Source organism: Streptomyces sp. IBSNAI002, assembly GCF_052244475.1.
In the GTDB taxonomy this organism is placed as follows: domain Bacteria; phylum Actinomycetota; class Actinomycetes; order Streptomycetales; family Streptomycetaceae; genus Streptomyces.
Genome location: NZ_JBQPXG010000002.1, coordinates 5,658,173 through 5,682,673 on the forward strand (window position 1 = coordinate 5,658,173; position 24,501 = coordinate 5,682,673).

At 70.7% G+C, this 24,501-nt stretch carries 23 protein-coding genes and 1 riboswitch; of the genes, 9 read left to right on the forward strand and 14 right to left on the reverse strand.

The annotated features are described in order from the left end of the window. Window positions 1-23: 23 nt before the first annotated feature. Window positions 24-230: a hypothetical protein gene (locus tag ACTVZO_RS27425; protein ID WP_443300889.1), complete on the forward strand. Its 207-nt coding sequence runs from the start codon at window positions 24-26 to the stop codon at window positions 228-230. Here the strand turns inward: ACTVZO_RS27425 and ACTVZO_RS27430 are convergent. The 6 genes from ACTVZO_RS27430 to ACTVZO_RS27455 form a co-directional block, all read right to left on the reverse strand. Next, on the reverse strand, window positions 185-1,201 hold the full coding sequence (locus ACTVZO_RS27430) for a ribonucleotide-diphosphate reductase subunit beta (protein ID WP_443300890.1): 1,017 nt from the start codon (window positions 1,199-1,201) through the stop codon (window positions 185-187). The genes ACTVZO_RS27425 and ACTVZO_RS27430 overlap by 46 nt on opposite strands. Then, window positions 1,201-3,600, reverse strand: a complete 2,400-nt coding sequence (locus tag ACTVZO_RS27435; protein WP_443300891.1) for a ribonucleoside-diphosphate reductase subunit alpha — start codon at window positions 3,598-3,600, stop codon at window positions 1,201-1,203. The genes ACTVZO_RS27430 and ACTVZO_RS27435 overlap by 1 nt, the downstream gene beginning before the upstream one ends. A gap of 142 nt (window positions 3,601-3,742) precedes the next feature. Beyond that, window positions 3,743-3,864, reverse strand: a riboswitch (cobalamin riboswitch). 51 nt (window positions 3,865-3,915) lie between these two features. Next, the gene (locus ACTVZO_RS27440) at window positions 3,916-4,410 is read right to left on the reverse strand and encodes a GNAT family N-acetyltransferase (RefSeq protein ID WP_443300892.1); all 495 of its coding nucleotides are present in this window, start codon (window positions 4,408-4,410) and stop codon (window positions 3,916-3,918) included. A gap of 153 nt (window positions 4,411-4,563) precedes the next feature. After that, window positions 4,564-4,761 (reverse strand): CstA-like transporter-associated (seleno)protein, encoded by a 198-nt coding sequence (locus ACTVZO_RS27445; protein WP_443300893.1) that lies wholly within the window; start codon window positions 4,759-4,761, stop codon window positions 4,564-4,566. After that, a complete protein-coding gene (locus ACTVZO_RS27450; protein ID WP_443300894.1) occupies window positions 4,758-6,977 on the reverse strand; it encodes a carbon starvation CstA family protein in 2,220 nt (739 codons plus the stop codon). The genes ACTVZO_RS27445 and ACTVZO_RS27450 overlap by 4 nt, the downstream gene beginning before the upstream one ends. A gap of 142 nt (window positions 6,978-7,119) precedes the next feature. Beyond that, complete coding sequence (locus tag ACTVZO_RS27455; protein ID WP_069921883.1) at window positions 7,120-7,884, reverse strand: GntR family transcriptional regulator; 765 nt, start codon at window positions 7,882-7,884, stop codon at window positions 7,120-7,122. A 289-nt stretch (window positions 7,885-8,173) separates the two neighbouring features. On the opposite strand from ACTVZO_RS27455, the gene ACTVZO_RS27460 reads away from it, so the two are divergent. The 4 genes from ACTVZO_RS27460 to ACTVZO_RS27475 all read left to right on the forward strand — a co-directional run bounded on the left by ACTVZO_RS27460 (window position 8,174) and on the right by ACTVZO_RS27475 (window position 13,021). Continuing rightward, window positions 8,174-9,454, forward strand: a complete 1,281-nt coding sequence (locus ACTVZO_RS27460; RefSeq protein WP_384226027.1) for an extracellular solute-binding protein — start codon at window positions 8,174-8,176, stop codon at window positions 9,452-9,454. Window positions 9,455-9,601: 147 nt separating this feature from the next. After that, on the forward strand, window positions 9,602-10,624 hold the full coding sequence (locus ACTVZO_RS27465; protein ID WP_443300895.1) for a carbohydrate ABC transporter permease: 1,023 nt from the start codon (window positions 9,602-9,604) through the stop codon (window positions 10,622-10,624). A gap of 50 nt (window positions 10,625-10,674) precedes the next feature. Continuing rightward, on the forward strand, window positions 10,675-11,529 hold the full coding sequence (locus ACTVZO_RS27470; protein ID WP_443303282.1) for a carbohydrate ABC transporter permease: 855 nt from the start codon (window positions 10,675-10,677) through the stop codon (window positions 11,527-11,529). A 7-nt stretch (window positions 11,530-11,536) separates the two neighbouring features. Then, a complete protein-coding gene (locus tag ACTVZO_RS27475; RefSeq protein WP_443300896.1) occupies window positions 11,537-13,021 on the forward strand; it encodes a glycoside hydrolase family 3 protein in 1,485 nt (494 codons plus the stop codon). An 85-nt stretch (window positions 13,022-13,106) separates the two neighbouring features. Here the strand turns inward: ACTVZO_RS27475 and nagB are convergent, their stop codons facing one another. Continuing rightward, window positions 13,107-13,892, reverse strand: a complete 786-nt coding sequence (gene nagB / locus ACTVZO_RS27480) for a glucosamine-6-phosphate deaminase (RefSeq protein ID WP_443300897.1) — start codon at window positions 13,890-13,892, stop codon at window positions 13,107-13,109. Between the two features lie 176 nt (window positions 13,893-14,068). On the opposite strand from nagB, the gene ACTVZO_RS27485 reads away from it, so the two are divergent. Further along, window positions 14,069-15,124, forward strand: a complete 1,056-nt coding sequence (locus ACTVZO_RS27485) for an SIS domain-containing protein (RefSeq protein WP_443300898.1) — start codon at window positions 14,069-14,071, stop codon at window positions 15,122-15,124. A gap of 365 nt (window positions 15,125-15,489) precedes the next feature. Then, window positions 15,490-16,959, forward strand: a complete 1,470-nt coding sequence (locus ACTVZO_RS27490; RefSeq protein ID WP_443303283.1) for a sensor histidine kinase — start codon at window positions 15,490-15,492, stop codon at window positions 16,957-16,959. A 160-nt stretch (window positions 16,960-17,119) separates the two neighbouring features. Here the strand turns inward: ACTVZO_RS27490 and ACTVZO_RS27495 are convergent, their stop codons facing one another. Together ACTVZO_RS27495 and ACTVZO_RS27500 are read right to left on the reverse strand one after the other, a co-directional pair. Next, window positions 17,120-17,377 carry a WhiB family transcriptional regulator gene (locus tag ACTVZO_RS27495; RefSeq protein ID WP_003953983.1) on the reverse strand — a complete coding sequence of 86 codons (258 nt, stop codon included), beginning with the start codon at window positions 17,375-17,377 and terminating at the stop codon, window positions 17,120-17,122. Between the two features lie 318 nt (window positions 17,378-17,695). Beyond that, window positions 17,696-18,661, reverse strand: coding sequence for a diacylglycerol/lipid kinase family protein (locus ACTVZO_RS27500; RefSeq protein ID WP_443300899.1), 966 nt, complete (start codon window positions 18,659-18,661; stop codon window positions 17,696-17,698). 84 nt (window positions 18,662-18,745) lie between these two features. Here ACTVZO_RS27500 and ACTVZO_RS27505 point away from each other — a divergent pair, with 84 nt between their 5' ends. After that, on the forward strand, window positions 18,746-19,219 hold the full coding sequence (locus tag ACTVZO_RS27505) for a hypothetical protein (protein WP_443300900.1): 474 nt from the start codon (window positions 18,746-18,748) through the stop codon (window positions 19,217-19,219). Window positions 19,220-19,247: 28 nt separating this feature from the next. Here ACTVZO_RS27505 and ACTVZO_RS27510 read toward each other — a convergent pair whose 3' ends face one another. The 3 genes from ACTVZO_RS27510 to ACTVZO_RS27520 all read right to left on the reverse strand — a co-directional run bounded on the left by ACTVZO_RS27510 (window position 19,248) and on the right by ACTVZO_RS27520 (window position 21,178). After that, window positions 19,248-20,303: an RNA polymerase sigma factor SigF gene (locus ACTVZO_RS27510; protein ID WP_443300901.1), complete on the reverse strand. Its 1,056-nt coding sequence runs from the start codon at window positions 20,301-20,303 to the stop codon at window positions 19,248-19,250. Then, a complete protein-coding gene (locus ACTVZO_RS27515) occupies window positions 20,300-20,713 on the reverse strand; it encodes an anti-sigma regulatory factor (RefSeq protein ID WP_030153599.1) in 414 nt (137 codons plus the stop codon). Before ACTVZO_RS27515 ends, ACTVZO_RS27510 begins: the two co-directional genes overlap by 4 nt. A gap of 204 nt (window positions 20,714-20,917) precedes the next feature. After that, the gene (locus ACTVZO_RS27520) at window positions 20,918-21,178 is read right to left on the reverse strand and encodes a UBP-type zinc finger domain-containing protein (RefSeq protein WP_443300902.1); all 261 of its coding nucleotides are present in this window, start codon (window positions 21,176-21,178) and stop codon (window positions 20,918-20,920) included. A 65-nt stretch (window positions 21,179-21,243) separates the two neighbouring features. Here ACTVZO_RS27520 and ACTVZO_RS27525 point away from each other — a divergent pair, with 65 nt between their 5' ends. Next, on the forward strand, window positions 21,244-22,821 hold the full coding sequence (locus ACTVZO_RS27525; protein ID WP_443300903.1) for a Na+/H+ antiporter: 1,578 nt from the start codon (window positions 21,244-21,246) through the stop codon (window positions 22,819-22,821). A gap of 16 nt (window positions 22,822-22,837) precedes the next feature. Here ACTVZO_RS27525 and ACTVZO_RS27530 read toward each other — a convergent pair whose 3' ends face one another. Beyond that, window positions 22,838-23,746, reverse strand: a complete 909-nt coding sequence (locus tag ACTVZO_RS27530; protein ID WP_443300904.1) for a 1-aminocyclopropane-1-carboxylate deaminase/D-cysteine desulfhydrase — start codon at window positions 23,744-23,746, stop codon at window positions 22,838-22,840. 78 nt (window positions 23,747-23,824) lie between these two features. Further along, on the reverse strand, window positions 23,825-24,415 hold the full coding sequence (locus ACTVZO_RS27535) for an N-acetylmuramoyl-L-alanine amidase (protein ID WP_443300905.1): 591 nt from the start codon (window positions 24,413-24,415) through the stop codon (window positions 23,825-23,827). Window positions 24,416-24,501 lie beyond the last annotated feature (86 nt).

The following is a 24,501-nucleotide window of genomic DNA, read 5'->3' on the forward strand; positions in this document are numbered from 1 at the left end:
CCCGGCCTCGCGAGAGTGGAGTCATGAACACGTTCGTGAACTACCTCGCCGTCCTCGCCGTCGCCGCGCTCCTCCTCGCCCCCGCCCTGTACGCAGCGGCCCGGGAACGCAGAATCGACCGGCAGCTGCGCAAAGCAGCAGCCGGCCGATCAGAGGCCCGCGAGACGGGCAGGGCCCGGAAGGCTCAGAAGTCCTCGTCCAGGTCCACGGTGCCCTCGACGGCGACCTGATACGCCGACGGACGGCGCTCGAAGAAGTTGGTCAGCTCCTGCACGCCCTGCAGCTCCATGAAGGAGAACGGGTTCTGCGAGCCGTACACCGGCGCGAAGCCGAGGCGGACCAGGCGCTGGTCCGCGACGCACTCCAGGTACTCGCGCATCGACTCGGTGTTCATGCCCGGCAGGCCCTCGCCGCACAGGTCGCGGCCGAACTGCAGCTCCGCCTCCACGGCCTCCCGCAGCATGTCGGTGACCTGCTGCTGGAGAGCGTCGTCGAAGAGCTCCGGCTCCTCCTTGCGGACCGTGTCCACGACCTCGAAGGCGAAGTTCATGTGCATGGTCTCGTCGCGGAACACCCAGTTGGTGCCCGTGGCCAGGCCGTGCAGCAGGCCGCGCGAGCGGAACCAGTACACGTACGCGAAGGCGCCGTAGAAGAACAGGCCCTCGATGCACGCGGCGAAGCAGATCAGGTTCAGCAGGAAGCGGCGGCGGTCGGCCTTCGTCTCCAGCCGGTCGATCTTCTCGACCGAGTCCATCCACTTGAAGCAGAACTGCGCCTTCTCGCGGATGGAGGGGATCTCCTCGACCGCGTCGAAGGCGGCCGCGCGGTCGTCCGGGTCGGGCAGGTAGGTGTCGAGCAGCGTCAGGTAGAACTGGACGTGCACGGCCTCCTCGAACAGCTGGCGCGACAGGTACAGGCGCGCTTCCGGGGAGTTGATGTGCTTGTAGAGCGTCAGCACCAGGTTGTTCGAGACGATCGAGTCGCCCGTCGCGAAGAACGCGACCAGACGGCCGATCATGTGCTGCTCGGCCGGCGTCAGCTTCGCGAGGTCGGCGACGTCCGAGTGGAGGTCGACCTCCTCCACCGTCCACGTGTTCTTGATCGCGTCCCGGTAGCGCTCGTAGAAGTCCGGGTAGCGCATCGGGCGGAGCGTGAGCTCGAAGCCCGGGTCCAGGAGGTTCTTGTTGTCGATGGAGCTCATTACTGGCAGGCCTCGCAGGACTCGGGGTTCTCAAGGGAGCAGGCCAGCGCGTCGGCGTCGACGGCCTGCGGAAGCGGGGTGGCGGCGGCCGGGACGGCGGACGCGGACGCCGCACGGGCGATCTTCGTCGCCGGGCGCGAGCGCAGGTAGTACGTGGTCTTCAGACCCTGCTTCCAGGCGTACGCGTACATCGAGCTGAGCTTGCCGATGGTGGGCGTCTCCAGGAACAGGTTCAGCGACTGCGACTGGTCGAGGAACGGCGTACGGGCCGCCGCCATGTCGATCAGTCCGCGCTGCGGGATCTCCCACGCCGTGCGGTACAGCTCGCGCACCTCGGCCGGGATCCAGCCGAAGCCCTGCACCGAGCCGGAGGCCTCGCGCAGCGCCTCGCGGGTCTGCGCGTCCCATACGCCGAGCTGCTTCAGCTCCTCCACCAGGTACGCGTTGACCTGGAGGAACTCACCGCTCAGCGTCTCGCGCTTGAAGAGGTTGGAGACCTGCGGCTCGATGCACTCGTACACGCCCGCGATCGAGGCGATCGTCGCCGTCGGGGCGATGGCCAGCAGCAGCGAGTTGCGCATGCCGGTCTCGGCGACGCGGGCGCGCAGCGCGTCCCAGCGCTCGGGCCAGTTCAGCTCTACGTCGTAGTGGTCCGGGTGCAGGACACCGCGGGCGGTACGGGTCTGCTCCCAGGCCGGGAGCGGGCCGCTGCGCTCGGCGAGGTCGCAGGAGGCCTCGTACGCGGCGAGCATGATCCGCTCGGACAGCTTGGTGGACAGGGCCTTCGCCTCGGGGGAGTCGAAGGGCAGCTTCAGCTTGAAGAAGACGTCCTGGAGGCCCATCGCGCCCAGGCCCACCGGGCGCCAGCGGGCGTTGGAGCGGCCGGCCTGCTCGGTCGGGTAGAAGTTGATGTCCACCACGCGGTCGAGGAAGGTCACGGCCGTGCGGACGGTCTCGTCCATCCGCTCCCAGTCGATCTCCGGGCCGTCCGCCGTGTCGATGACGAAGGCGCCCAGGTTGACCGAGCCGAGGTTGCAGACGGCCGTCTCGCCGTCGTTGGTGACCTCGATGATCTCGGTGCACAGGTTCGAGGAGTGCACGACGGTGCCCGGCTCGGCGGTCTGGTTCGCCGTGCGGTTGGAGGCGTCCTTGAACGTCATCCAGCCCTGGCCGGTCTGCGCGAGGGTGCGCATCATCCGGCCGTACAGGTCGCGCGCGGGCATGGTCTTGCGGGCCAGGCCGTCCGCCTCGGCCTTGCGGTAGGCGGCGTCGAACGCGTCGCCCCACAGGTCTACCAGCTCGGGCACGTCGGCCGGGGAGAACAGCGACCAGTCGGCGTCGGCGTTCACGCGGCGCATGAACTCGTCCGGCACCCAGTGGGCCAGGTTCAGGTTGTGCGTACGGCGCTGGTCCTCACCGGTGTTGTCGCGGAGCTCCAGGAACTCCTCGATGTCCGCGTGCCAGGTTTCCAGGTAGACGGCGGCGGCGCCCTTGCGGCGGCCGCCCTGGTTCACGGCGGCGACGGAGGCGTCGAGGGTCTTCAGGAACGGCACGATGCCGTTGGAGTGGCCGTTGGTGCCGCGGATCAGCGAACCGCGGGCGCGGATGCGGGAGTACGAGAGACCGATGCCGCCGGCGTGCTTGGAGAGGCGGGCGACCTGGTGGTAGCGGTCGTAGATCGAGTCCAGCTCGTCCAGCGGGGAGTCCAGCAGGTAGCAGGAGGACATCTGCGGGTGACGGGTGCCGGAGTTGAAGAGCGTGGGGGAGGACGGCAGGTAGTCGAGGCGGCTCATCAGCCGGTAGAGCGAGGCCACTTCCTCGAGCGCCTGGACGGACTCGTTCTCGGCCAGGCCGCAGGCCACGCGCAGCATGAAGTACTGCGGGGTCTCGATCACCTGGCGGGTGATCGGGTGGCGCAGCAGGTAGCGGCTGTGCAGGGTGCGCAGGCCGAAGAAGCCGAAGCGGTCGTCCGCGCCCTCGGCGAGCGTGTGCTCCACCAGCGCGTCCAGGCGGCTCGCGTGGATCCGTACGAACTCGGCCGTGCGGTCGGCGATGAGGCCCTCGCGGTGGCCGACCTCGACGGATGCCGAGAAGGAGGTCGAGCCCTGGCCCGCGGCCTCGTCGCGTACGGCCAGCGTCAGCAGGCGCGCGGCGAGCCGGGAGTACGCCGGGTCCTCGGAGATCAGCCCGGCGGCGGCCTCGGTGGCCAGGCCGCGCAGCTCGGCATCGTCGGCGGCGGTGCTGCGGCCGCGCAGCGCGGCGGCCGCGACCCGGCCGGGGTCGGTGTCGGGGAGGTCCGCCGTCAGTTCGGTGAGGGTACGCAGCAGCGTGGCCCCCGGGCCCTCGGTGTTGTCGCCAGAAACGGACTCGGCGCGCGGTGCGGAAGGCGCGATGGTCACGGCGGGAGCTCTCCCTCGCTCGGCCCGGATCGACGGCGGGCGGGCACGGGGAGGCGCGTGCGGGCGTGGCAGGCACGCGGAGACCGCACGGCGTCCACCGGCCCAACCGCGAGGCCCGGACGTATCGGCACCCGGTTCGGTCGACCCGGGCGCACCGTCGGCAGGTCCTCGGACTTCATGTCCGGTAAGCGGACAGTTCATACCGTTGCGGGACAGTTCCGGATTCGCACCGGATTCCCCTGCGGCGACAGCAGGCATGAGCATACATGTGGGGGGCCGCAGATGCGTGACCCCCCACATGTTGTGTCGGTGTGGCTACAGCTCCAGACGGTACGTAAGCAAGGTGAGCCCGGGAACCGGCGCCCAGTCCCGCTCCGGCGTCCGGATGAAACCGAGCCGCTCATAGATCCGCTGGGCCCCCGTCATGCCGCGCTGGGTGGACAGCACCAAGTGCGTGACGCCCGCCAGCTCCCGCGCGCGGGCCACGCACGCGCGCACCAGCGCCTCGCCCGCGCCGCGTCCGCGGGCCTCGCGGGAGACGGCCAGCATCCGGAATTCGGCCTCGCCGGGTCCGGCGATGTCGGCCAGCGGGCTGCCGGGCGGGGCGAAGGTCACCCCGCCGAGCAAGGCCCTCTCCTCGGCGGCCACGAGCACCTCCCCGTCGGCGGCCCGCCCGGCGACATCGCGCAGCACGCCCGCGTAGAACGCCTCACCGGAGCCCAGGAGTCCGTCGCCCAGGTAGGCCTGCGCGGTGATCTCACCCAGCTGCTCGTACTCGGCGGGCAGCGCCGCCCTGATCACGATGTCCATGGCATCGAGTGTGCCGGACGGCCGGCGGCGGCCGGCGGGCCGCAGTCCGCAGGGGCCGGGTGCGCAGGAGCCGGGTTCGGGGCGGGGGTGCGCCGAGGAGCACGAAGGCCCCGCCGCGGGTGGCGGCGGGGCCTTCGTGTGTACGGCACGGGCTCAGCAGCAGCCGAAGCCCTCGCGGGGGTCCGCCTCGCGTGCGTCCGTGCGGGCGCGTTCGAAGGCGCGGCGGGTCATGACCTGCACGTCCGGATCGTGGCCGCGGGCGTGGGCGACGTAGCGGTCGTACGCCGCCTCGCCCGAGAACTCGCGCACGAAGTACCGGACCCTGGCCAGCCGCTCCCGCAGGGAGGTCATGCCACCGGCTCCTTGACGTGGCCGCCGCCCGAGTCGAGCCCCGCCGCGGTCAGCTCCGCCCGCTCCTCGGCCGTCGGGAACAGCCCGGCCGGCGCGACGATCCTCGACTCGGTCCACGGGACCTCGGCCAGCTTCGCCGACTCCGGGTTGCTGATCGCCTTGAAGCACGTGCGGGCCGCGTCGGCCAGCACGATGATGATCAGCAGTGCGAACAGGGCGCACAGGACCCCGTCCACGGTGGCGTTGGTGACCACCGTCTGCATCTCCTCCATGTTCTTGGCGGGCGGCAGCACCTTGTCGGCGTCGATGCCGGCCTGGTACTTGTCGCGCTGGGCGAAGAAGCCGACCCGGACGTCCTCGGAGAAGATCTTCTGGTAGCTCGCGGTCAGCGTCACCGTGGCGTCCCAGGCCAGCGGCACCGCCGTCACCCAGGCCCACTTCAGGCGCCCCGACTTCACCAGCAGCGTGGTGCACACCGCCAGGGCGACGGCGGCCAGCAGCTGGTTCGCGATGCCGAACAGCGGGAACAGCTGGTTGATGCCGCCCAGCGGGTCCTTCACGCCGACCCACAGGAAGTAGCCCCAGCCGCCGACCACGACGGCGCTGGCCAGCCACACGCCCGGCTTCCAGCTGACGTCCTTGAAGGACTTGTGCACGTTGCCCAGGGTGTCCTGGAGCATGAACCGGCCGACCCGGGTGCCCGCGTCGACCGTGGTGAGGATGAACAGCGCCTCGAACATGATCGCGAAGTGGTACCAGAAGGCCTTCATCGAGCCGCCGCCGATGACCGAGGCGAAGATCTCCGACATTCCGAGTGCGAAGGTCGGCGCGCCGCCCGTACGGGAGAGCAGGCTCGTCTCCTCGACGTCCTTCGCGGCCTGGGTCAGGGCCTCCGGGGAGATGGCGAAGCCGAAGTTCGTGACCGCCTGCGAGGCCGACTCCACGGTGGTGCCGATGACGCCGCCGGGGGAGTTGATGGCGAAGTAGAGGCCGGGCTCCAGGATGCAGGCCGTGATCACGGCCATGACGGCGACGAACGACTCGGTGAGCATCGCCCCGTAGCCGATCATCCGGACCTGGGTCTCCTTCTGGATCATCTTCGGCGTGGTGCCCGAGGAGACCAGCGCGTGGAAGCCCGACAGGGCGCCACAGGCGATCGTGATGAACACGAACGGGAACATCGATCCGGCGAAGACCGGGCCGTCCCCGCGCGCGGCGAAGTCGGTGACCGCGGGCATCTTCAGGGTGGGCATCGCGATGAACACGCCGACGGCCAGCAGTGCGATGGTGCCCACCTTCATGAAGGTGGAGAGGTAGTCGCGCGGTGCGAGCAGCATCCAGACCGGCAGCACCGAGGCCAGGAAGCCGTAGACGATCATCCAGATGACCAGCGTTTCCTTCTCCAGGGTGAAGGTGCCCGCCAGCGAGGACTCCGCGACCCAGCCGCCCGCGACGATGGCGAGCAGCAGGAGGGCCACGCCGATCAGCGAGACCTCGGTGACCCGGCCGGGCCGCAGGACGCGCAGGTAGAAGCCCATGAAGAGGGCGATCGGGATCGTCATGCCGATGGAGAAGACGCCCCAGGGAGAGTGCGCCAGGGCGTTGACGATGACCAGGGCGAGCACGGCCAGGAGGATGATCATGATGGCGAACACGGCGAGCAGGGCGGCGGCTCCGCCCACGGGGCCGATCTCGTCCCGGGCCATCTGGCCGAGCGAACGGCCGTCGCGCCGGGTGGAGAAGAACAGCGTCACCATGTCCTGCACGGCGCCCGCGAAGATCACGCCCACGACGATCCAGATGGTGCCGGGCAGGTAGCCCATCTGTGCGGCGAGCACCGGCCCGACGAGGGGTCCGGCTCCGGCGACGGCGGCGAAGTGGTGGCCGAAAAGGACCCGTCGGTCGGTGGGGTGGAAGTCGACACCGTTGTCAAGGCGTTCGGCGGGGGTGGCCCGCGTCTTGTCCACCTTCAGTACGCGGTGCGCGATGAACCGCGAGTAGAAGCGGTAGCCGATCGCGTACGAGCCCAGCGCGGCGGCGAGCAGCCACGCGGCGGAGATCTCCTCGCCGCGGGAGAGGGCCAGGACGCCCCAGCCGATGGCGCCGACGAGTCCGACGAGCACCCAGGCGGCGATGGCCTTCGGGGAAGGCGAGCCCGGCCTGCCGCCCGGACCCGCCGCGTTCCGTTGTGTCCCAGTTGCTTCCGGTTCAGCCATGACCCTCGTCCCATCGTCGATCATCTGCGTAAGCGCAGGGAATCTACGGGGGATTGCCTGGTGAACGTAAGACCCCGTCCGTATTCCGGTATTCGGGGTCCCGGTATATAGGGACGGAGGTCGGGCGGCGGTCCGCCCGTCGTCAGACGGCGGGCCGCTTGAGCCGGGCGACGAACTTGTACCGGTCGCCGCGGTACACCGACCGCACCCACTCCACGGGTTCCCCGTCCGCGTCGAGCGAGTGCCGGGAGAGCATCAGCATCGGCAGGCCGACGTCGGTGCCGAGCAGCCCTGCCTCGCGCGGGGTGGCCAGTGAGGTCTCGATCGTCTCCTCCGCCTCGGCGAGATGGACGTCGTAGACCTCGGCGAGGGCGGTGTAGAGGGAGGTGTACTTGACGAGCGAGCGGCGCAGGGCGGGGAAGCGCTTCGCCGACAGGTGGGTGGTCTCGATCGCCATCGGCTCACCGCTGGCCAGCCGCAGCCGCTCGATGCGCAGGACCCGGCCACCGGTGGTGATCTTGAGCAGGCCGGCGAGGGTGTCGTCGGCGGTCACGTAGCCGATGTCCAGGAGCTGGGAGGTCGGTTCCAGGCCCTGGGCCCGCATGTCCTCGGTGTACGAGGTGAGTTGGAGCGCCTGCGAGACCTTGGGCTTGGCGACGAAGGTGCCCTTGCCCTGGATCCTCTCCAGTCGTCCCTCGACGACGAGCTCCTGCAGGGCCTGGCGGACGGTGGTCCGCGAGGTGTCGAATTCGGCCGCGAGCGTGCGCTCCGGCGGCACCGGGGTGCCGGGCGGCAGCGTTTCGGTCATATCGAGCAAGTGCCGCTTGAGTCGGTAGTACTTGGGTACACGCGCCGTGCGGGTGGCCGCCCCGCCTTCCGGCTCCGTGATCGCCCCTTCGGTGGCCATCGCCGCCCGCCTTCCCGACTCCAGTTTCGCTGCCGTCACCGGCTCCTCCGATATGTGCGGTCACATCGTGACACGTGTGGGGGGACAGGCCTTCTCTCTCCCCAGGTGTCGGTCCGATAACGGACCGAGCACCCGCTCATTAGACCCTTGACACCCCTAAAGGTCTAGGCCAAGCTCCAGCTACTGGTCTAAACCAATATGGATCAGATCCCGGCCCCACGGCAGTACTTCGCGTATGTCACCGCGGCGGGCAAGGGAAGTGCAGGCAGGCATCCCTGAGGAGGGTGGCGTGAAGCGCAAGCTCATCGTGGCGGTCAGTGTCGCGGGCATGTTGGCGGGAGTCGCGGCGTGCGGCAACGGCGACGACGGCAAGGCCAAGGCCGACGCGGGCCCCAAGGAGATCACCGTCTGGGTCATGGACGGCTCCGCGCCGAAGGCCTGGATCGAAGAGGTCAACAAGGAGTTCTCGGCCAAGCACCCCGGTGTCACGGTCAAGGTCGAGGAGCAGAAGTGGACCGGCATCCAGGAGAAGGTCACCACGGCCCTCTCCGAGAACACCCCTCCGGACGTCCTTGAGCTCGGCAACACCCAGACCGCCGGCTACGCGGTCACCGGCGGCCTCGCCGACCTGACCAAGGACAAGGCCAAGCTCGGCGCCGACGCCTGGCAGAAGAGCATGCTCGCCTCGGCCGAGGTCGACGGCAAGCTCTACTCCGCCCCGTGGTACGCCGCCAACCGCGTCGTCATCTACGACAAGAAGGCCTTCGAGAAGGCCGGCGTCACCCCGCCGAAGACCCGCGACGAGTGGATCGCCGGCCTCGAGAAGCTGAAGGCGGCCGACCCGGCCTCGCAGCCGATCTACCTGCCCGGCCAGAGCTGGTACGTCCTCGCCGGCCTGATCTGGGACGAGGGCGGCGACCTCGCCGTCAAGGACGGCGACAAGTGGAAGGGCGGGCTGGGCACTCCGCAGGCCGCCTCCGCCATGGAGTTCTACAAGAAGCTCCAGTCCTTCTCCACCGCGCCGAAGGACAAGGACGAGGCCAACCCGCAGCAGTCCACCGACATCGTCCCCAAGGGCGGCGTCTCCTCCTGGATCGGTCTCGGCTGGGAGGCCGGCGGTGCCGAGAAGGCGCTGAAGGACGCGGGCAAGGAGGCCGACTTCGGCTACTTCCCGATCCCGGGCAAGACCGCTGACAAGACCAGCACCGTCTTCCTCGGCGGCTCCAACCTCGCGGTGGCCGAGCGCTCCAAGAACAAGGAGCTCGCCAAGGAGTGGCTGGCCCTCGCCGCCGGCAAGGACCAGATGACCAAGTACGCCGCCGAGACCAAGGGCGCGCTGCTCCCCAACCAGGTCGGCGCCAACTTCACCCCCGCCGCGGGCTCCTTCGCGGAGGCCATGGGCAAGGCCGGCGTCAACGGCAAGATCACCCCGGTCACCCCGGGCTGGGCGAACGTCGAGACCGAGCCGAACCCGATCAAGGAGTTCATGACCAAGGTCCTGAAGGGTGAGGACGCCGCCAAGGCGGGCGCGGACGCGGACAAGGAAATCGCGAACCGCATCAACAAGTAGTCCCACCCCGCAGTACCGGCTGCACCCGCAGCACGCGCAGTACCCAGCAGTGTGAACGCACCGGGGGGTGCGGCAGGCGCCCGCAGCGTCGGCCGCGCCCCCGGTGGCGCATGTGACTCCACAGTCAACCGCGAGGAAACGAAGACCATGACTGTGCACTCCCAGGGGGCGGCGACCAGCGCTCCACAGGACGCACCGATGAAGTCCGCCGTGCCGCCGCCGAAGGCACCGGCCGGCGGCGGCGACCGCGGCCGAACGTCTCCTCGCGGGGCCAGAAAGGCGCTCCCGTCGGGGTGGTTGCCCTATCTGCTGATCGGGCCCGCGGTGCTCAGCCTCGCGGTCCTCCTGCTGTACCCGCTGATCAAGAACGTGATCCTGTCCTTCCAGGACATCAACAAGATCGAGTTCATCCAGCGGAAGTACCCCTTCGCCGGGTTCGGCAACTACACCGAGCTGCTCGGCGACACGAACTTCTGGACCGTGGTCGTCCGGAGCTTCGCCTTCACCCTGGCCAACGTCGCGCTCATCATGGTGCTCGGCAGCCTCATCGGCATCCTGCTGAACAAGCTCGGCAAGAAGATGCGCCTGGTCCTGTCGATGGCGCTGGTGATGGCCTGGGCCATGCCGATCGTCGCCTCCGTCCAGGTCTTCAAGTGGCTGTTCGACGAGCAGTTCGGCGTCATGAACTGGCTCATGCGCACCGCCGGCTTCGCCGGCTACGAGCAGCACAACTGGATGGAGACCGGCTTCTCCACCCTGGTCATCGTCACCATCCTGGTGGTCTGGGGCTCCATCCCCTTCGTGGCGCTCAACATGTACGCCGGCCTGACCACCGTCAGCACCGAGCTCTACGAAGCCGCCCGGATGGACGGCGCCAACGGCTGGCAGACCTTCTGGAAGATCGTCTTCCCGAACCTCAAGCCCTTCTTCCTCGTCACCACGTTCCTCGAGGTGATCTGGGTCTTCAAGGCCTTCACCCAGGTCTACGCGATGAACAAGGGCGGCCCCGACCGCGCCTCCGAGATCCTGCCGGTCTTCGCCTACGTCGAGGGCCAGAGCCAGGCCCACTACGGCCTCGCCGCCGCGATCTCCGTCCTGACGATCGTGATCCTCGTGGTCGTCATGTCCTTCTACTTCCGCCTGATCCTGAAGCAGGAGGAGGAGCAGTGAGCACCACCACCGCCCCGAAGCCCGCGCCGTCCGGTCCGTCCGCGCCGTCCGTGAAGCCGGCGCAGAAGCTCCGTACGCGCCGGCCGCTGCGCCCCGGAGCCGTCGCCAAGAACGTGGGCGCGCTCCTGGTGGCCCTCGTCTTCGTCTTCCCCGTGTACTGGATGTTCTCCTCGGCGCTCAAGCCGTCCAGCGAGATCCTCACCAAGGACCCGGTCTTCGTCTTCACCCCGACGCTGGACAACTTCACCAAGGCCACCGGCGTCGAACAGTTCTGGACGTACGTCACCAACAGCGTCCTGGTCACCGTCGGCGCCGTACTGCTGGCCCTGATCGTCGCCCTCGCCGCGAGCTTCGCCATCGCCCGCATGAAGTTCAAGGGCCGCAAGGGCCTCGTACTCGCCGTGATGATGGCGCAGATGGCCCCCTGGGAGGTCATGGTCATCGCGATGTACATGATCGCCCGCGACAGCGAGATGCTGAACAGCCTCCCGCTGCTCACCGCGATCTACTTCGTGATGGTCCTCCCCTTCACCATCTGGACCCTGCGCGGCTTCATCGCCGCCGTCCCGGTGACCCTGGAGGAGGCCGCCCAGATCGACGGCTGCACCCGCGGCCAGGCCTTCCGCAAGGTGATCTTCCCGCTGCTGGCCCCCGGCCTGATGTCCACCTCGCTCTTCGGCTTCATCACCGCCTGGAACGAGTTCGCGATGGTCCTGATCCTGAACAAGGACAAGTCCGCGCAGACCCTGCCGCTCTGGCTCACCGAGTTCCAGAGCGCCTTCGGCAACGACTGGGGCGCCACCATGGCCGCGTCCTCCCTGTTCGCCGTGCCGGTCCTGCTGATCTTCATCTTCCTCCAGCGCAAGGCCGTCGGCGGCATGACCGCCGGCGCCGTGAAGGGATAACGGCTCCATGACTGTCCTTGCGCACAAGGTGGATACGGTCACCCGCGACGCCCTCGCCGTCCTCCAGCCCGGCTTCGAGGGGACCACGGCCCCGGCCTGGCTGCTCCGCAGGGTCGCCGAAGGCCTCACCGCCGTCGGCCTGTTCGGCCGCAACATCGCCTCGCCCGAGCAGCTCGCCGCGCTGACCGCGCAGCTGCGCGCGGAGCGCGACGACGTGCTGGTCGCCATCGACGAGGAGGGCGGCGACGTCACCCGCCTCGAGGTCCGCGCCGGCTCGTCCTTCCCCGGCAACCTGGCGCTCGGCGCCGTCGACGACACCGCCCTCACCCGGGACGTGGCCCGCGAGCTGGGCCGGCGCCTCGCCGAGTGCGGGGTCAACCTCAACTGGGCCCCGTCCGCGGACGTCAACTCCAACCCGGACAACCCGGTGATCGGCGTACGCTCCTTCGGCGCCGACACCGCGCTCGCGGCCCGGCACACCGCCGCGTACGTCGAAGGCCTCCAGGCCTCCGGCGTGGCCGCCTGCACCAAGCACTTCCCCGGCCACGGCGACACCAACGTCGACTCGCACCACGCGCTGCCGCGCATCGACGTGGACCTCGGCACCCTCCAGGCCCGCGAGCTCGTGCCCTTCCGGGCCGCGATCGAGGCCGGCACCAAGGCGGTGATGAGCGCGCACATCCTGGTGCCCGCCCTGGACCCGACCCGCCCGGCCACCCTCAGCCCGCAGATCCTGACCGGCCTGCTGCGCAAGGAGCTCGGCTACGAGGGGCTGATCGTCACCGACGGCATGGAGATGAACGCCATCGCCGGGACGTACGGGATCGAGCGCGGCTCGGTCCTGGCCGTCGCGGCCGGCGCCGACGCGATCTGTGTCGGCGGCGGGCTCGCCGACGAGGCGACCGTACTGCGCCTGCGCGACGCGCTGGTCGCGGCCGTACGGGAGGGCGCGCTGCCCGAGGAGCGGCTGGCCGAGGCCGCCGCCCGGGTCCGCGCGCTGGCCGAGTGGACCAGCGGGGCCCGGCCGGACGCGCGACCGGAGGGGAGCCGCGCGTCCGGCATCGGCCTGGAGGCAGCCCGGCGGGCGGTGGCCGTCACCGGCACGGCGGGCCCGCTCGCACAGGCCCCGTACGTGGCCACGCTGGCCCCCGTCGCGAACTTCGCGGTCGGCGACGAGACCCCGTGGGGCGTGGCCGCCGAGCTGGCCGCGCTGATGCCGGGAACGGCCTCGGGCGTCTACCCGCAGGGCGTGTCGGCGGCGGACGTGCTGGCGGCGGCCGGTGGCCGGACCGTGGTCGCGGTGGTGCGCGACGCGCACCGGCACCCGTGGATGGCGGAGGTCCTGGACGCGCTGGTCGCGGCGCGGGCCGACACGGTGGTGGTCGAGATGGGCCTGCCGCAGTCGCCGCCGCGGGGCCGGCTGTACATCGCGACCCACGGCGCCTCCCCGGTCTGCGGCCGGGCCGCCGCGGAGATCCTGACGGGCGCCTAGCCCGTCTCTCCGGGCCGCACCCGTTCCCGGGTACGACGAAGGCCGGGCCCCCTGACAGGGGCCCGGCCTTCGCGGCGTGCGGTGGCTACAGGCCCTGCCAGGCCGGCTTGTTCGCGTACGTGTGGCGGAAGTAGTCGGCGAGCTTCAGCTTCGACGCCGCCGCCTCGTCCACGACGACGGTCGCGTGCGGGTGCAGTTGCAGCGCGGACGCCGGGACCAGGGCGGACAGCGGCCCCTCGACCGTCTGCGCGACGGCCTCGGCCTTGCCCTCGCCGGTGGCCAGCAGCACCAGGTGGCGGGCGTCCAGGATGGTGCCGATGCCCTGCGTGATGACGTGGTGCGGCACCTGGTCTATGTCGTCGTCGAAGAACCGCGCGTTGTCCACGCGCGTCTGCTCCGTCAGCGTCTTGATCCGGGTGCGGGAGGCCAGCGAGGAGCACGGCTCGTTGAAGCCGATGTGCCCGTCCGTGCCGATGCCCAGCAGCTGGAGGTCCACACCTCCGGCCTCGGCGAGCGCGCGGTCGTACGCCTCGCACGCGCCCACGATGTCCTCGGCCGAGCCGTCGGGGCCCATGAAGGAGGCCTCGGACAGCCCGAGCGGCCGGACGACCTCGCGCAGCACGACCGCGCGGTAGGACTCGGGGTGGCCGGCCGGCAGGCCGACGTACTCGTCGAGCTGGCAGATCCGCGCGCGGGACGCGTCGACCCGGCCCGCCCTGACCTTGCCGGCGAGGGCCTCGTAGATGGGCAGCGGGGTAGAGCCGGTCGCCACGCCGAGCAGGGCGTCGGGCTTGCGGCGGACCAGTGCGGCCATGGCCTCCGCGATGAGCTCGCCGCCTGCCTTGGCGTCCGGGACGATGACAACTTCCACGCGGGGCCTGCCGATCTGAGTGGTGTCCCCCGGCGGAGCGTGGGGGAGTGTGGGCATATTGTGGTATAGACCAATCTAGCAGAGCCGGGCCCCGCGCACCCCGGGTTCGCGCCCATTCCCATGGTGGTCCGAATCCCCGCGGGCGCATCCCGGTGGGCGGGGTCAGACTGGGAGCCATGCCCGTCATGGAACGCCCCGGCAGCATCATGATCGGCGAGATCGGACAGCAGCCCGAGGTGTGGCGCCGGCTCCTGGCCGACGGGGCCGGGCCGATCGCCGAGACCGCCCGCGCCATCGCCGCCCGCGGCCCCCGGTTCGTCCTGCTCGCCGCGCGCGGGAGCTCCGACCACGCCGCGCTCTACGCCAAGTACCTCCTCGAGGTGGGCCACGGACTGCCCTGCGGGCTCAGCTCGATGTCCACGATCACCGCGTACGGCGCCACCCCCCGCCTCGAGGACGTCCTGGTCGTCACCGTGAGCCAGTCCGGCGGCTCACCCGACCTGGTCGCCTCCGCGCTCGCCGCCCGCCGTGCGGGCGCGCTGACGCTGGCCGTCACCAACAACCCCGACTCCGGGCTCGCCGCCGTCTCCGAGTACCGGATCGACGTACTGGCGGGCCCCGAGAAGGCGCTGCCGGCCACCAAGACGTACACGGCCTCCCTGCTCGCCCTGTACTTGTTCGCAGCGGCGCTGAGGGAGGCGGACGGGTCCGCGGCCGCGGCGGCCCTGCCCGGTCTGGCCGCGGGGGTGCTGGCCCGCGGCGAGGAGGTGCGGGCGCTGGCCGCGCGCTACCGGTTCGCCGAGCGGATGGTGGTCACCTCGCGCGGCTTCGGGTACCCGACCGCCCGCGAGGCGGCCTTCAAGCTCATGGAGACCAGCTACATCGCCGCGTTCGCCTCCTCCGGCGCCGACCTGCTGCACGGCCCGCTGGCCCTGGTGGACAACGTTTCCCCGGTCATCGCGGTCGTCCCCGACGGACGAGCGGGCGAGGCGCTCCAGCCCGTACTGGACCGGCTGCGAAGCCGCGGTGCGGACCTGTGCGTGGTGGGTTCGAAGGAGCGGGCCGAAGCGGCGGCCACCGGGTTCGCGCTGCCCGCGGACGGGGTCCCCGAGGAGCTGTGGCCCCTGCTGGAGATCCTGCCGCTCCAGCTGCTGGCCCACGAGATCGCCGTGGCCCGGGGTCATGACCCCGACGCGCCACGGGCCCTGGCCAAGGTCACCGAGACCAGCTAGTCGTCGTACGGGGGCGGGGCGGGAGTTCCTCTGGGCCACGGTGCCCGACGGGACCCTCAGCCCGTCCGGCACCGTAGCCCGGAGTACTCACGGCCGAGGGTGTGCGGTTCCCGCGGCCGTTGGAGGTGCCTGCGCGGTCAGGGCAGAGCGCGCGGCTTACCTCGATCCGTCCTCCTGTGCGGGGAGGGCGGAAGCTTAAGGCAATTGTGGACTAGACCATTCTGTTCTGTCCATCCAATGACGGGACCCTGAATGCCGTCACTTCCTCCAACAGTACGCTTCCCGCACCCCTCCTGTGTACTCCCGAGTATTCCCGTGGGGAAAGTCATGCGGCGTACCCGGGGTACGCTCGCCACGTGCCGTCCATGAACGACCTCGTACGCCAGCACACCGCTCTCAGTGAAACCGACCTGGAGTGGCTGCACCTGCTGGTCTCGGAGTGGCAGCTGCTCTCCGACCTGTCCTTCGCCGACCTCGTGCTGTGGGTGCCCACCCTCGACGGCACGCGGTACGTCTCGGTCGCGCAGATGCGCCCGAACACCGGCCCCACCTCGTACCAGGACGACATGGTCGGCCACCTGGTCCCGCGCGGCCGCCGTCCCCTGCTCGACGCGGCGCTCGACGAGGGCCGGATCGTGCGCGAGGGCGATCCGGAGTGGCGCGAGGAGGTGCCGGTCCGCGTCGAGTCGATCCCCGTGCGCCGCGAGGGGCGGGTCCTGGGCGTGATCGCCCGCAACACCAACCTGCTCACTGTGCGTACACCGAGCCGGCTGGAGCTCACCTACCTCCAGTCCGCCTCCGACCTGGCGCAGATGATCGCGGCGGGCTCCTTCCCGTTCCCCGGCCAGCAGGTCGACATGGACGCCTCCCCGCGCGTCGGGGACGGCCTGATCCGGCTCGACGCCGACGGCGTGGTCACCTACGCCTCCCCGAACGCGCTGTCCGCCTACCACCGCCTCGGCCTCGCCTCCGACCTGGTCGGGCAGCACCTGGGCGACACCACCACCGAACTCGCGCCCTCCCGCGGCCCGGTGGACGAGGCCCTGGTCAAGCTGGCCAGCGGCTGGGCCCCGAGGGAGACCGAGGTCGAGGGCAACGGCGGGGTCATCCAGCTGCGCGCCATCCCGCTGAAGCCCAAGGGCACCCGCATCGGCTCCCTGGTGCTGTGCCGCGACGTCACCGAACTGCGCCGTCGCGAACGCGAACTGATCACCAAGGACGCGACCATCCGGGAGATCCACCACCGGGTGAAGAACAACCTCCAGACCGTGGCGGCACTGTTGCGGCTCCAGTCCCGTCGGATGGATTCGCCCCAGGGCCGAGAGGCGCTCAACGAGGCCGTGCGCCGTGTCGGTTCGATCGCGATCGTGCACGAGACGCTGTCTCAGAACCTGGATGAGCGCGTCGAGTTCGACGAGATCGCCGACCGCGTGATCGCGATGGTCTCCGAGATCTCGCCGGGCAAGGTCGCCTGCCGGCGCACCGGCCGGTTCGGGATCCTGGACGCGGAGGTCGCCACTCCGCTGTCGATGGTGCTCACCGAGATCCTGCAGAACGCCCTGGAGCACGCCTTCGTCCAGGGGGAGGGCGGCACCGTGGAGGTGTCGGCCGCCCGCAGCGGGACCGGTCGCGCCGACGGCCGGCTGCTGATCACCGTGCTCGACGACGGCAGCGGTCTGCCCGAGGGGTTCGATCCCCAGCGGGCCGGCAATCTCGGGCTGCAGATCGTACGCACCCTCGTGGAGGGGGAGCTCGGCGGCACCTTCGACATGGTCCGGGCGGAGCCGCGCGGTACGAAGGTCGTCCTCGACATCCCGTCCAGCCCGCAGAAATAGCCGGACCTGGCGTCACTCAGCGTGACGGACCGGTCTCCCGGCCGGGCCCCGGACAGCACTGAGCCCCGGATCGAATGGTTCTCGATCCGGGGCTCAAGAGCACGTTGCTAAGCGCTTATACGGGTACTACGCGCTGCGCGTCGAGGCTCGAAAGTCGTTGTCAGGCGCTGGCGTTGCGCGCCCGGTTGCGAGCGGCGCGGCGCTTCATCGCACGGCGCTCGTCCTCGCTGAGACCGCCCCAGACGCCGGAGTCCTGACCGGACTCGAGCGCCCACTGCAGGCACTGCTCCATGACGGGGCAGCGGCGGCAGACGGCCTTGGCTTCCTCGATCTGCAGCAGCGCAGGACCGGTGTTGCCGATGGGGAAGAACAGCTCCGGGTCTTCCTCACGACAAACGGCGTTGTGACGCCAGTCCATGGCTGCTACCTCTCTTGTGTGACATGCACGTTGCTTGTGAATGTGAACGCTTTCACGAATCCCCCCGTGGGGGAAGGGCCGACACCCAGTTGCCCGGTGTGGTCCGAAGATTCGTGGAGGGGTTCTGGCGGTCTGTGTGGGTGCCGGTTCTGCGGGCTGTCCCGATCGCCATGTAGAGATTCGCAAACCTCGGACGGGGATACAACCCCTTCCGGAAAGTTTTTTTTGATTCGTCGGTGTCTACTAGGTCACAGCCCTACTTCGTGGGGGTGGACCAGCGTGTAAACGTTCGAGTGAAAGGACTTTAGGCTCTTCCACTCACACAATCACACGCAGTGCCCGCCGTACGCCTGTGAACCGAACGCTGGTGCGCAGACCGAGGTGGTCTCCGTCCATCTGGAACGGAAGGGGAACCTTGGAATGCAAGGTGAAGTCGGTCAGATCGTGCAGAGACACTGCGTGCTTGCCGTGTGGACCTCGTTCAGGAGTCGAGGTCAGGAGCTGTGTCGCGTAGCGGGCGACCGCCGGAGTTGACAAACGATCGAGGGCCAGTACGTCAAGCGCAGTATCGAACGATGCCTCCGGAGAGGCGTAAAGCGGGCGATTCCCCAGATAAGTCCACGGCGAGGTGTTGCAGACTATGGACAGCACCAGATCCGTCACCGGATCCGCCCCCGGACGCTCCAGCGTGACCGTACCGTGCCGGCGGTTGGGCTCGTCCCAGAACTGGCGCATCAGTTGTCGTACATACAGTGCGTGCGTCGAACGCTTTCCGCGTTCGCGCTGCTGCTCCACTCGCCCCACGACACCCGCGTCGAAACCGAAGCCCGCGCAGAAGGTGAACCAGCGGGCCGGGACCGATTCGTCCTCCGTGCCCGGGGTGCCGGCCGCCAGACCCAGCCCCACGGTCCGCTCGCGCTGCTCGCGCAGTGCGTCCAGCAGGGCGCCGGTCGCCTCGACGGCGTCGTTCGGCAGGCCGAGTGCGCGGGCGAAGACGTTCGTGGAGCCGCCGGGCACCACCGCCAGCCGGGGCAGCCGCTCCGGATCCGGCCCGTCGTGCAGCAGTCCGTTGACCACCTCGTTGACCGTGCCGTCACCGCCGAGGGCCACGACGAGGTCGAGCCCCTCGTGCGCGGCCCGCCGTCCCAGGTCCCGGGCGTGCCCGCGGTACTCGGTGGTCACCGCCTCCAGCTTCATCTCGCTGGCCAGGGCGTGGGTCAGGACATCGCGCGTGCGCGCACTGGTGGTCGTCGCTGCTGGGTTGGCCACGAGAAGTGCACGCATGAGCGCCAGACTACCCACCCCTTCGAAGAGCGACCCTACTGCCCGTCCCCTCCGGCGTCCGGGGCGCGCGGCTACCCTGCTGGAGTGAGTAAGAAGCAGCCCGCGAAAGCCGCCGCCCCCGCCGCCACTGCCACCGGCACTCCGACCGCCGGAGGCGCAGCCGCGCTGCCCGGCCGGCTGACCGCCGCCGCCGCGCTGACGGCCCTGGAGGGCCTGGCGCTGGCCGGCCTCGGTGTCTACATGCTGTTCGTGGGCATCGCCGGAGACCCCGACTCCCCGCAGCAGGCGGAGACGGGCGGCGTCACCCTGCTCGCGCTCGCCGCGCTGCCGCTGGTCGCGGCCCGCGGTCTGCGCCTGGGCCGCAGCTGGAGCCGCGGCCCGGCCCTGATCACCCAGCTGATGGCGCTGCCGGTGGCCTGGACCCTGTACAGCACCGGCGGCGCGATGATCGTCGCCGCCGTGGCCCTGGCGCTGGCGGCCGTGGCGGTCGCGGCCCTGCTGGTCAATCCGACGGCGACCGAGGCCCTGGGTATCGGGCCCGGACAACAGGCCCGATAGTCCGCTTCGCCGGCCGGCGCCCCGCCGGCTACTCCTCGACGAGGAGCTTCTCGCGCAGCTGGGCCAGGGTGCGGGCCAGCAGGCGGGAGACGTGCATCTGGGAGATGCCGACCTCCTGCGCGATCTGCGACTGGGTCATGTTCCCGAAGAACCGAAGCAGCAGGATCCGCTTCTCCCGCGGCGGCAGGCCCTCCAGGAGCGGCTTGAGGGACTCGCGGTACTCGACGCCCTCCAGCGCCTCGTCCTCCGCGCCCAGGGTGTCCGCGACCGCCGGCGACTCGTCGTCGGTGTCCGGCACGTCCAGCGAGAGCGTGCTGTAGGCATTGGCCGATTCCAGCCCCTCCAGCACCTCCTCCTCGGAGATCCCCAGCCGTTCGGCCAGCTCGTGCACCGTGGGGGAGCGGCCGTGCTGCTGGGACAGTTCCGCCGTGGCCGTCGTCAGCGAGAGCCGCAGCTCCTGCAGACGCCGGGGCACGCGCACCGCCCAGCCCTTGTCGCGGAAGTGCCGCTTGATCTCGCCGACCACCGTGGGCGTGGCGTAGGTGGAGAACTCGACCCCGCGGTCCGGGTCGAACCGGTCCACCGACTTGATCAGGCCGATGGTCGCGACCTGCGTCAGGTCGTCGAGCGGTTCGCCGCGGTTGCGGAACCGCCGCGCCAGGTGCTCGACCAGCGGCAGGTGCATCCGTACGAGCCGGTTGCGCAGCTCGGCCTTCTCCACCGAGCCCTCGGGCAGCGCCCGCAGCTCGATGAACAGCGCGCGCGCCCCGCTGCGGTCGCGCGGGTCCGGCAGCGGCGCGGTCGCGTGGAACGCGGGCGCCTCCGGGGGAGCCGGTGTCTCCGGGGGAGCCGGTGCCTCCGGGGCCGTGGCAGCGGCCGCCGGTGGCTTCGCCGGCTGTGGTTCTTCGTGCTGGTTGTCGCTCATAGGGCCCGCCCGTCGCTCCGCCGAGTCCAAAAAGCCGTCTTCCGCATCCGTGTCAGCCGGGTGCGGCCGGGCGTGCTGCTGCTCCGGGATGCCGCCGTCGACCTCGTGCCGTACCCGGGGCCGATCCCCGCCCCGCACCGGGATCTCCCCGCCGCTCACGCCGGGCCTGGTCCCGCGCCGCGCTGTTTGTAGAGACTGATGCTCACCGTCCGGTCCTCCTCGACCGTCGACTCGACCTTGCCGGCCAGCGCCGACAGTACGGTCCAGGCGAACGTGTCGCGCTCAGGCGCACGGCCGTCCGTGGTCGGCGCCGAAACGGTCACCTCCAGCGAATCGTCCACCAGCCGGAAGACGCAGCTGAGGACGGAGCCGGGCACGGCCTGCTGGAGCAGGATCGCGCAGGCCTCGTCCACCGCGATGCGGAGGTCCTCGATCTCGTCGAGGGTGAAGTCCAAACGTGCTGCGAGACCGGCCGTGGCCGTGCGCAGCACCGACAGGTAGGCACCCGCAGCGGGCAGCCGGACTTCCACGAAGTCCTGGGTCCCGGGCTCGCCTGCGATCTGGGACACCCTCACCTCCAAGGTGGTACGAGCTCTGTTCGCCGGTGACGCTACCGCGATCCGGGCGATCGTGTCGCGGCACCCCTCGTGATGCCCGCTGAGGGCACCCCTTCCCACGGTCAGTGACTGATGGTAAGCCCATGGGTACGCACAGTGGCTAGGGGTCTGCGGGCCCAAATCGGGGGAACCGGCGGAGGGTTGACCTACCCCGCCTCAGACGATCGAACCGTCGACAAAACACCAGCGCCAGATCTCGCCCGGCTCGAAGCTCCGCATCACCGGATGGCCGGTCTTCTCGTGGTGCGCGGTGGCGTGCCGGTAGGGGGAGGAGTCGCAGCAGCCCACCTCCCCGCACTCCAGGCACATCCGCAGCTGCACGGGGTGGCTGCCGACCGCCAGACATTCGGCGCAGGTCCGGTCAGAGGGGGCGGGCTCGGGGCGCGGCAGTTCGGCAACGTGGGTGCACTCGCTCATGATGGCCAGCGTACGGCCAGGGTGCGCGCGCGCGATGGCTCCGACGACTACCGATGGGATCTTCGATGGAGGTCTTGCCGCTGGTGGCACTGGTCGCGGGGAGCGCGGCCGTAGCGGGCGTGGCCCGCCGGACACCGGTGCCCGCGCCGCTGCTGCTGGTAGCCGCCGGGCTCCTCGCCGGCTACCTGCCGGGCGTGCCGTCGTACGCGCTCGACCCGCACATCGTGCTGCCCCTGCTGCTCCCGCCGCTGCTGCACACGGCCGCGGTGGACAGCTCGTACCTCGACCTGCGGGCGAACATCCGGCCCATCGCGATGCTCTCCGTGGGCTACGTGCTGTTCGCGACGCTCGCGGTCGGGTACGCGGCGTACCTGCTGGTGCCGGGGCTGCCGCTGCCGGTCGCGCTGGTGCTGGGCGCGGTGGTCGCACCGCCCGACGCGGTCGCCGCCACCGCGATCGCCCGCAAGCTCGGGCTGCCGAACCGGATCACGACGATCCTCCAGGGCGAGTCGCTGGTGAACGACGCCACGGCCATCACCGCGTACAAGGTGGCCCTGGCGGCGGCGATCGGGGTGAGCGCGGGCTGGGCGGACGGGATCGTCGAGTTCCTCCTGGCCTCCGTGGGCGGGATCGGCGTGGGCCTGCTGCTGATGGTGCCGATCCACCACCTGCGCAAGCGGCTGAAGGAGCCGCTGCTCCAGAACACCCTCTCGCTGCTGATCCCGTTCGTGGCGTACGCGGCGGCCGAACGGGTGCACGCCTCCGGAGTGCTGGCGGTGGTCGTGGTCGCGCTGTACCTGGGCCACCGCAACTGGCAGGTCGACTTCGCGACCCGGCTCCAGGAGGAGGCCGTGTGGCGGATGGTCGCCTTCGTGCTCGAGTCGGTGGTGTTCGCGCTGATCGGGCTCCAGCTGCCGGTGGTGCTGGAGGGGCTGGCGGAGTACGACGCCGGGTCCGTGGCCTGGTACGCGGTCCTGGTGTTCCTCGCGGTGGTGGCGAGCCGGTTCCTGTGGGTGTTCCCGGCGACGTTCGTGCCGCGCTGGATCTCGGAGCGGATCCGTACGCGGGAGCCGGACACGGACTGGAAGGCGCCGGTGGTCGTGGGGTGGGCCGGGATGCGGGGGGTCGTCTCGCTGGCGATCGCCTTCTCCGTGCCGGCCGACGTACCGAACCGGAACCTCATTCTCTTCCTCACGTTCACGACGGTCATCGGCACGCTCGTCGTCCAGGGGCTCACCCTGCCGCCGCTGATCAGGGTGCTGCGGCTGCCGCCGAAGAACCTCCAGGCCGAGACGCTGGCGGAGGCGCAGGCGCAGAGCGAGGCCTCGCGGGCGGCGGACGAGCGGCTGTCGGAGCTGCTGGAGTCGCCCGAGAACCAGCTGCCGCCCCCGCTGGCGGACCGGCTGCGCACGGTCCTGGAGCGGCGGCGCAACGCGGTGTGGGAGCGGCTGGGCGAGGTCAACCCGGTGACGGGGGAGTCGGCGGACGAGATCTACCGGCGCCTCGCGCGGGAGATGATCGAGTCGGAGCGGGAGGTCTTCGTGTCGCTGCGGGACCGCCGCCGGATCGACGACGAGATGCTGCGGGGGCTGCTGCGCCGGCTGGACCTGGAGGAGGCGGCGGCCTACCGGGAGGAGACGTGAGGGCGCTGGGGGCCGGTCACGGCCGGCCCGTGACGACGGCGGCCAGGGTGGTGCCGCGGGGGAACGCGCCGGACGCGGTGAGTTCGGTCAGGGCCCAGAGCAGCTTGGCGACGTAGATCCGCTCGACCGGGAGCCCGTGCCGGGACTCGAAGTCCGCGGCGAAGGCGTCGAGCGCGGCCGGGACGCGGGCGTAGCCGCCGTGGTCGAACCCCTCGGCCAGGCTCCAGTCGCCGGCCGGACCTCCGAAGGCGGCCAGCTGGAGGGAACGTATCTCCCCGGTCAGGAAGCCGCCCGCCAGGACCGGGACGCCCAGTGCGCGCTGCCCGGGGTCCAGTCCGGCGGCCAGCCCGGCCAGCGTCCCGCCGGTCCCGCAGGCCACGGCCACCACGTCGGCCGTGCCGCGCAGCTCGCGGCCGAGCTCGGCGCAGCCGGTCAGCGCGAGGGCGTTGCTGCCGCCCTCGGGGACCGGGTACGCCCCGCTCGCGCCCGCCGCGTCCAGCAGCCGCGCGAGCACCTCGGGCTCCGCCTTGCGGCGGTACTCCGACCGGGGCACGAAGTGCAGCCGCATCCCGTCGGCCGCGCACCTCGCGAGGCACTCGTTGAGCGGCCGCCGGGCCAGCTCCTCGCCGCGCACGATGCCGACGGTCTCCAGCCCGAGCAGCCGCCCGGCCGCCGCGGTGGCCCGCAGATGGTTCGAGTACGCCCCGCCGAAGGTCACCACGGCCCGCCGCCCGCCCGCCACGGCGGCCCGCAGATTGGGCGCGAGCTTGCGCCACTTGTTCCCCGGCAGTTCCGGATGCACGAGATCGTCCCGCTTCAGCACGACCCGGACCCCGTACCGCCCGAACCGCTCGTCACGGATCTCCCGCAACGGCGACGGCGGCCGCGACTGCAACAGGGCGTCGGCATCAACAACGTGTTCCACCCGCTCATTCTCCGCTGCCGGTCCGGCGCCCGCGCCGCCGTCGCCGCACGCCGGAGCCGTCCGTCGCGCCGGGGACTCCTACTTCAGGCGTTCCGCGATGCGGTGGCGGAGGGATTCCATCGTGAAGCCCTTGGGGTCGATCTTGCCCGGCTGCCATTCCAGGTGGCCGATCACCGAGCGGGACGTCCAGGCGTGGACGCGGCACAGGGCCGCCGCCGCGCGGGTGATCGCGTCGAGTTGGGCCGCCGGCCAGGGGTCCTCGCCGTCGCCGAGGTTCTCGCACTCGAAGCCGTAGAAGTGGCGGTTGCCGTCGGTGTCCGCCCGGTGGTCCGGCGGGAGGCGCTTCTCGGCGATCACCGCGGCCAGGACGTCGGAGTCCCCGGCGCCCGCGTGGTTGGCGCGGCCGTAGCCGACCAGGTGGACCCGGCCGTCCTTGGTGATCACGCCGTGGCAGAGCGGGCCGGGGAGGTCGGAGTCGCCGCGGCGGCAGAGGGAGACGGTGTTCGCGGTGCCGTTCGAGACGGTGTGGTGGATCATCACCCCGTGCACCGGCCCCCAGGGGCCCTTGTGGTTGCGGTTGTGGGTGCGCCAGGCGCCCACCTCGACGACGGTCAGACCCTCGTCGCGCAGTGCGTCGACGAACCGGTCCGCGGACATGGGTGCGGCCATGACCCCCTCCTCCCGTGGACACCCAGTGTGTCCACGTCACTACGCTCCGGTGTAATGGAGGAGGGGCTTCCGCGCCAGTGGATTCG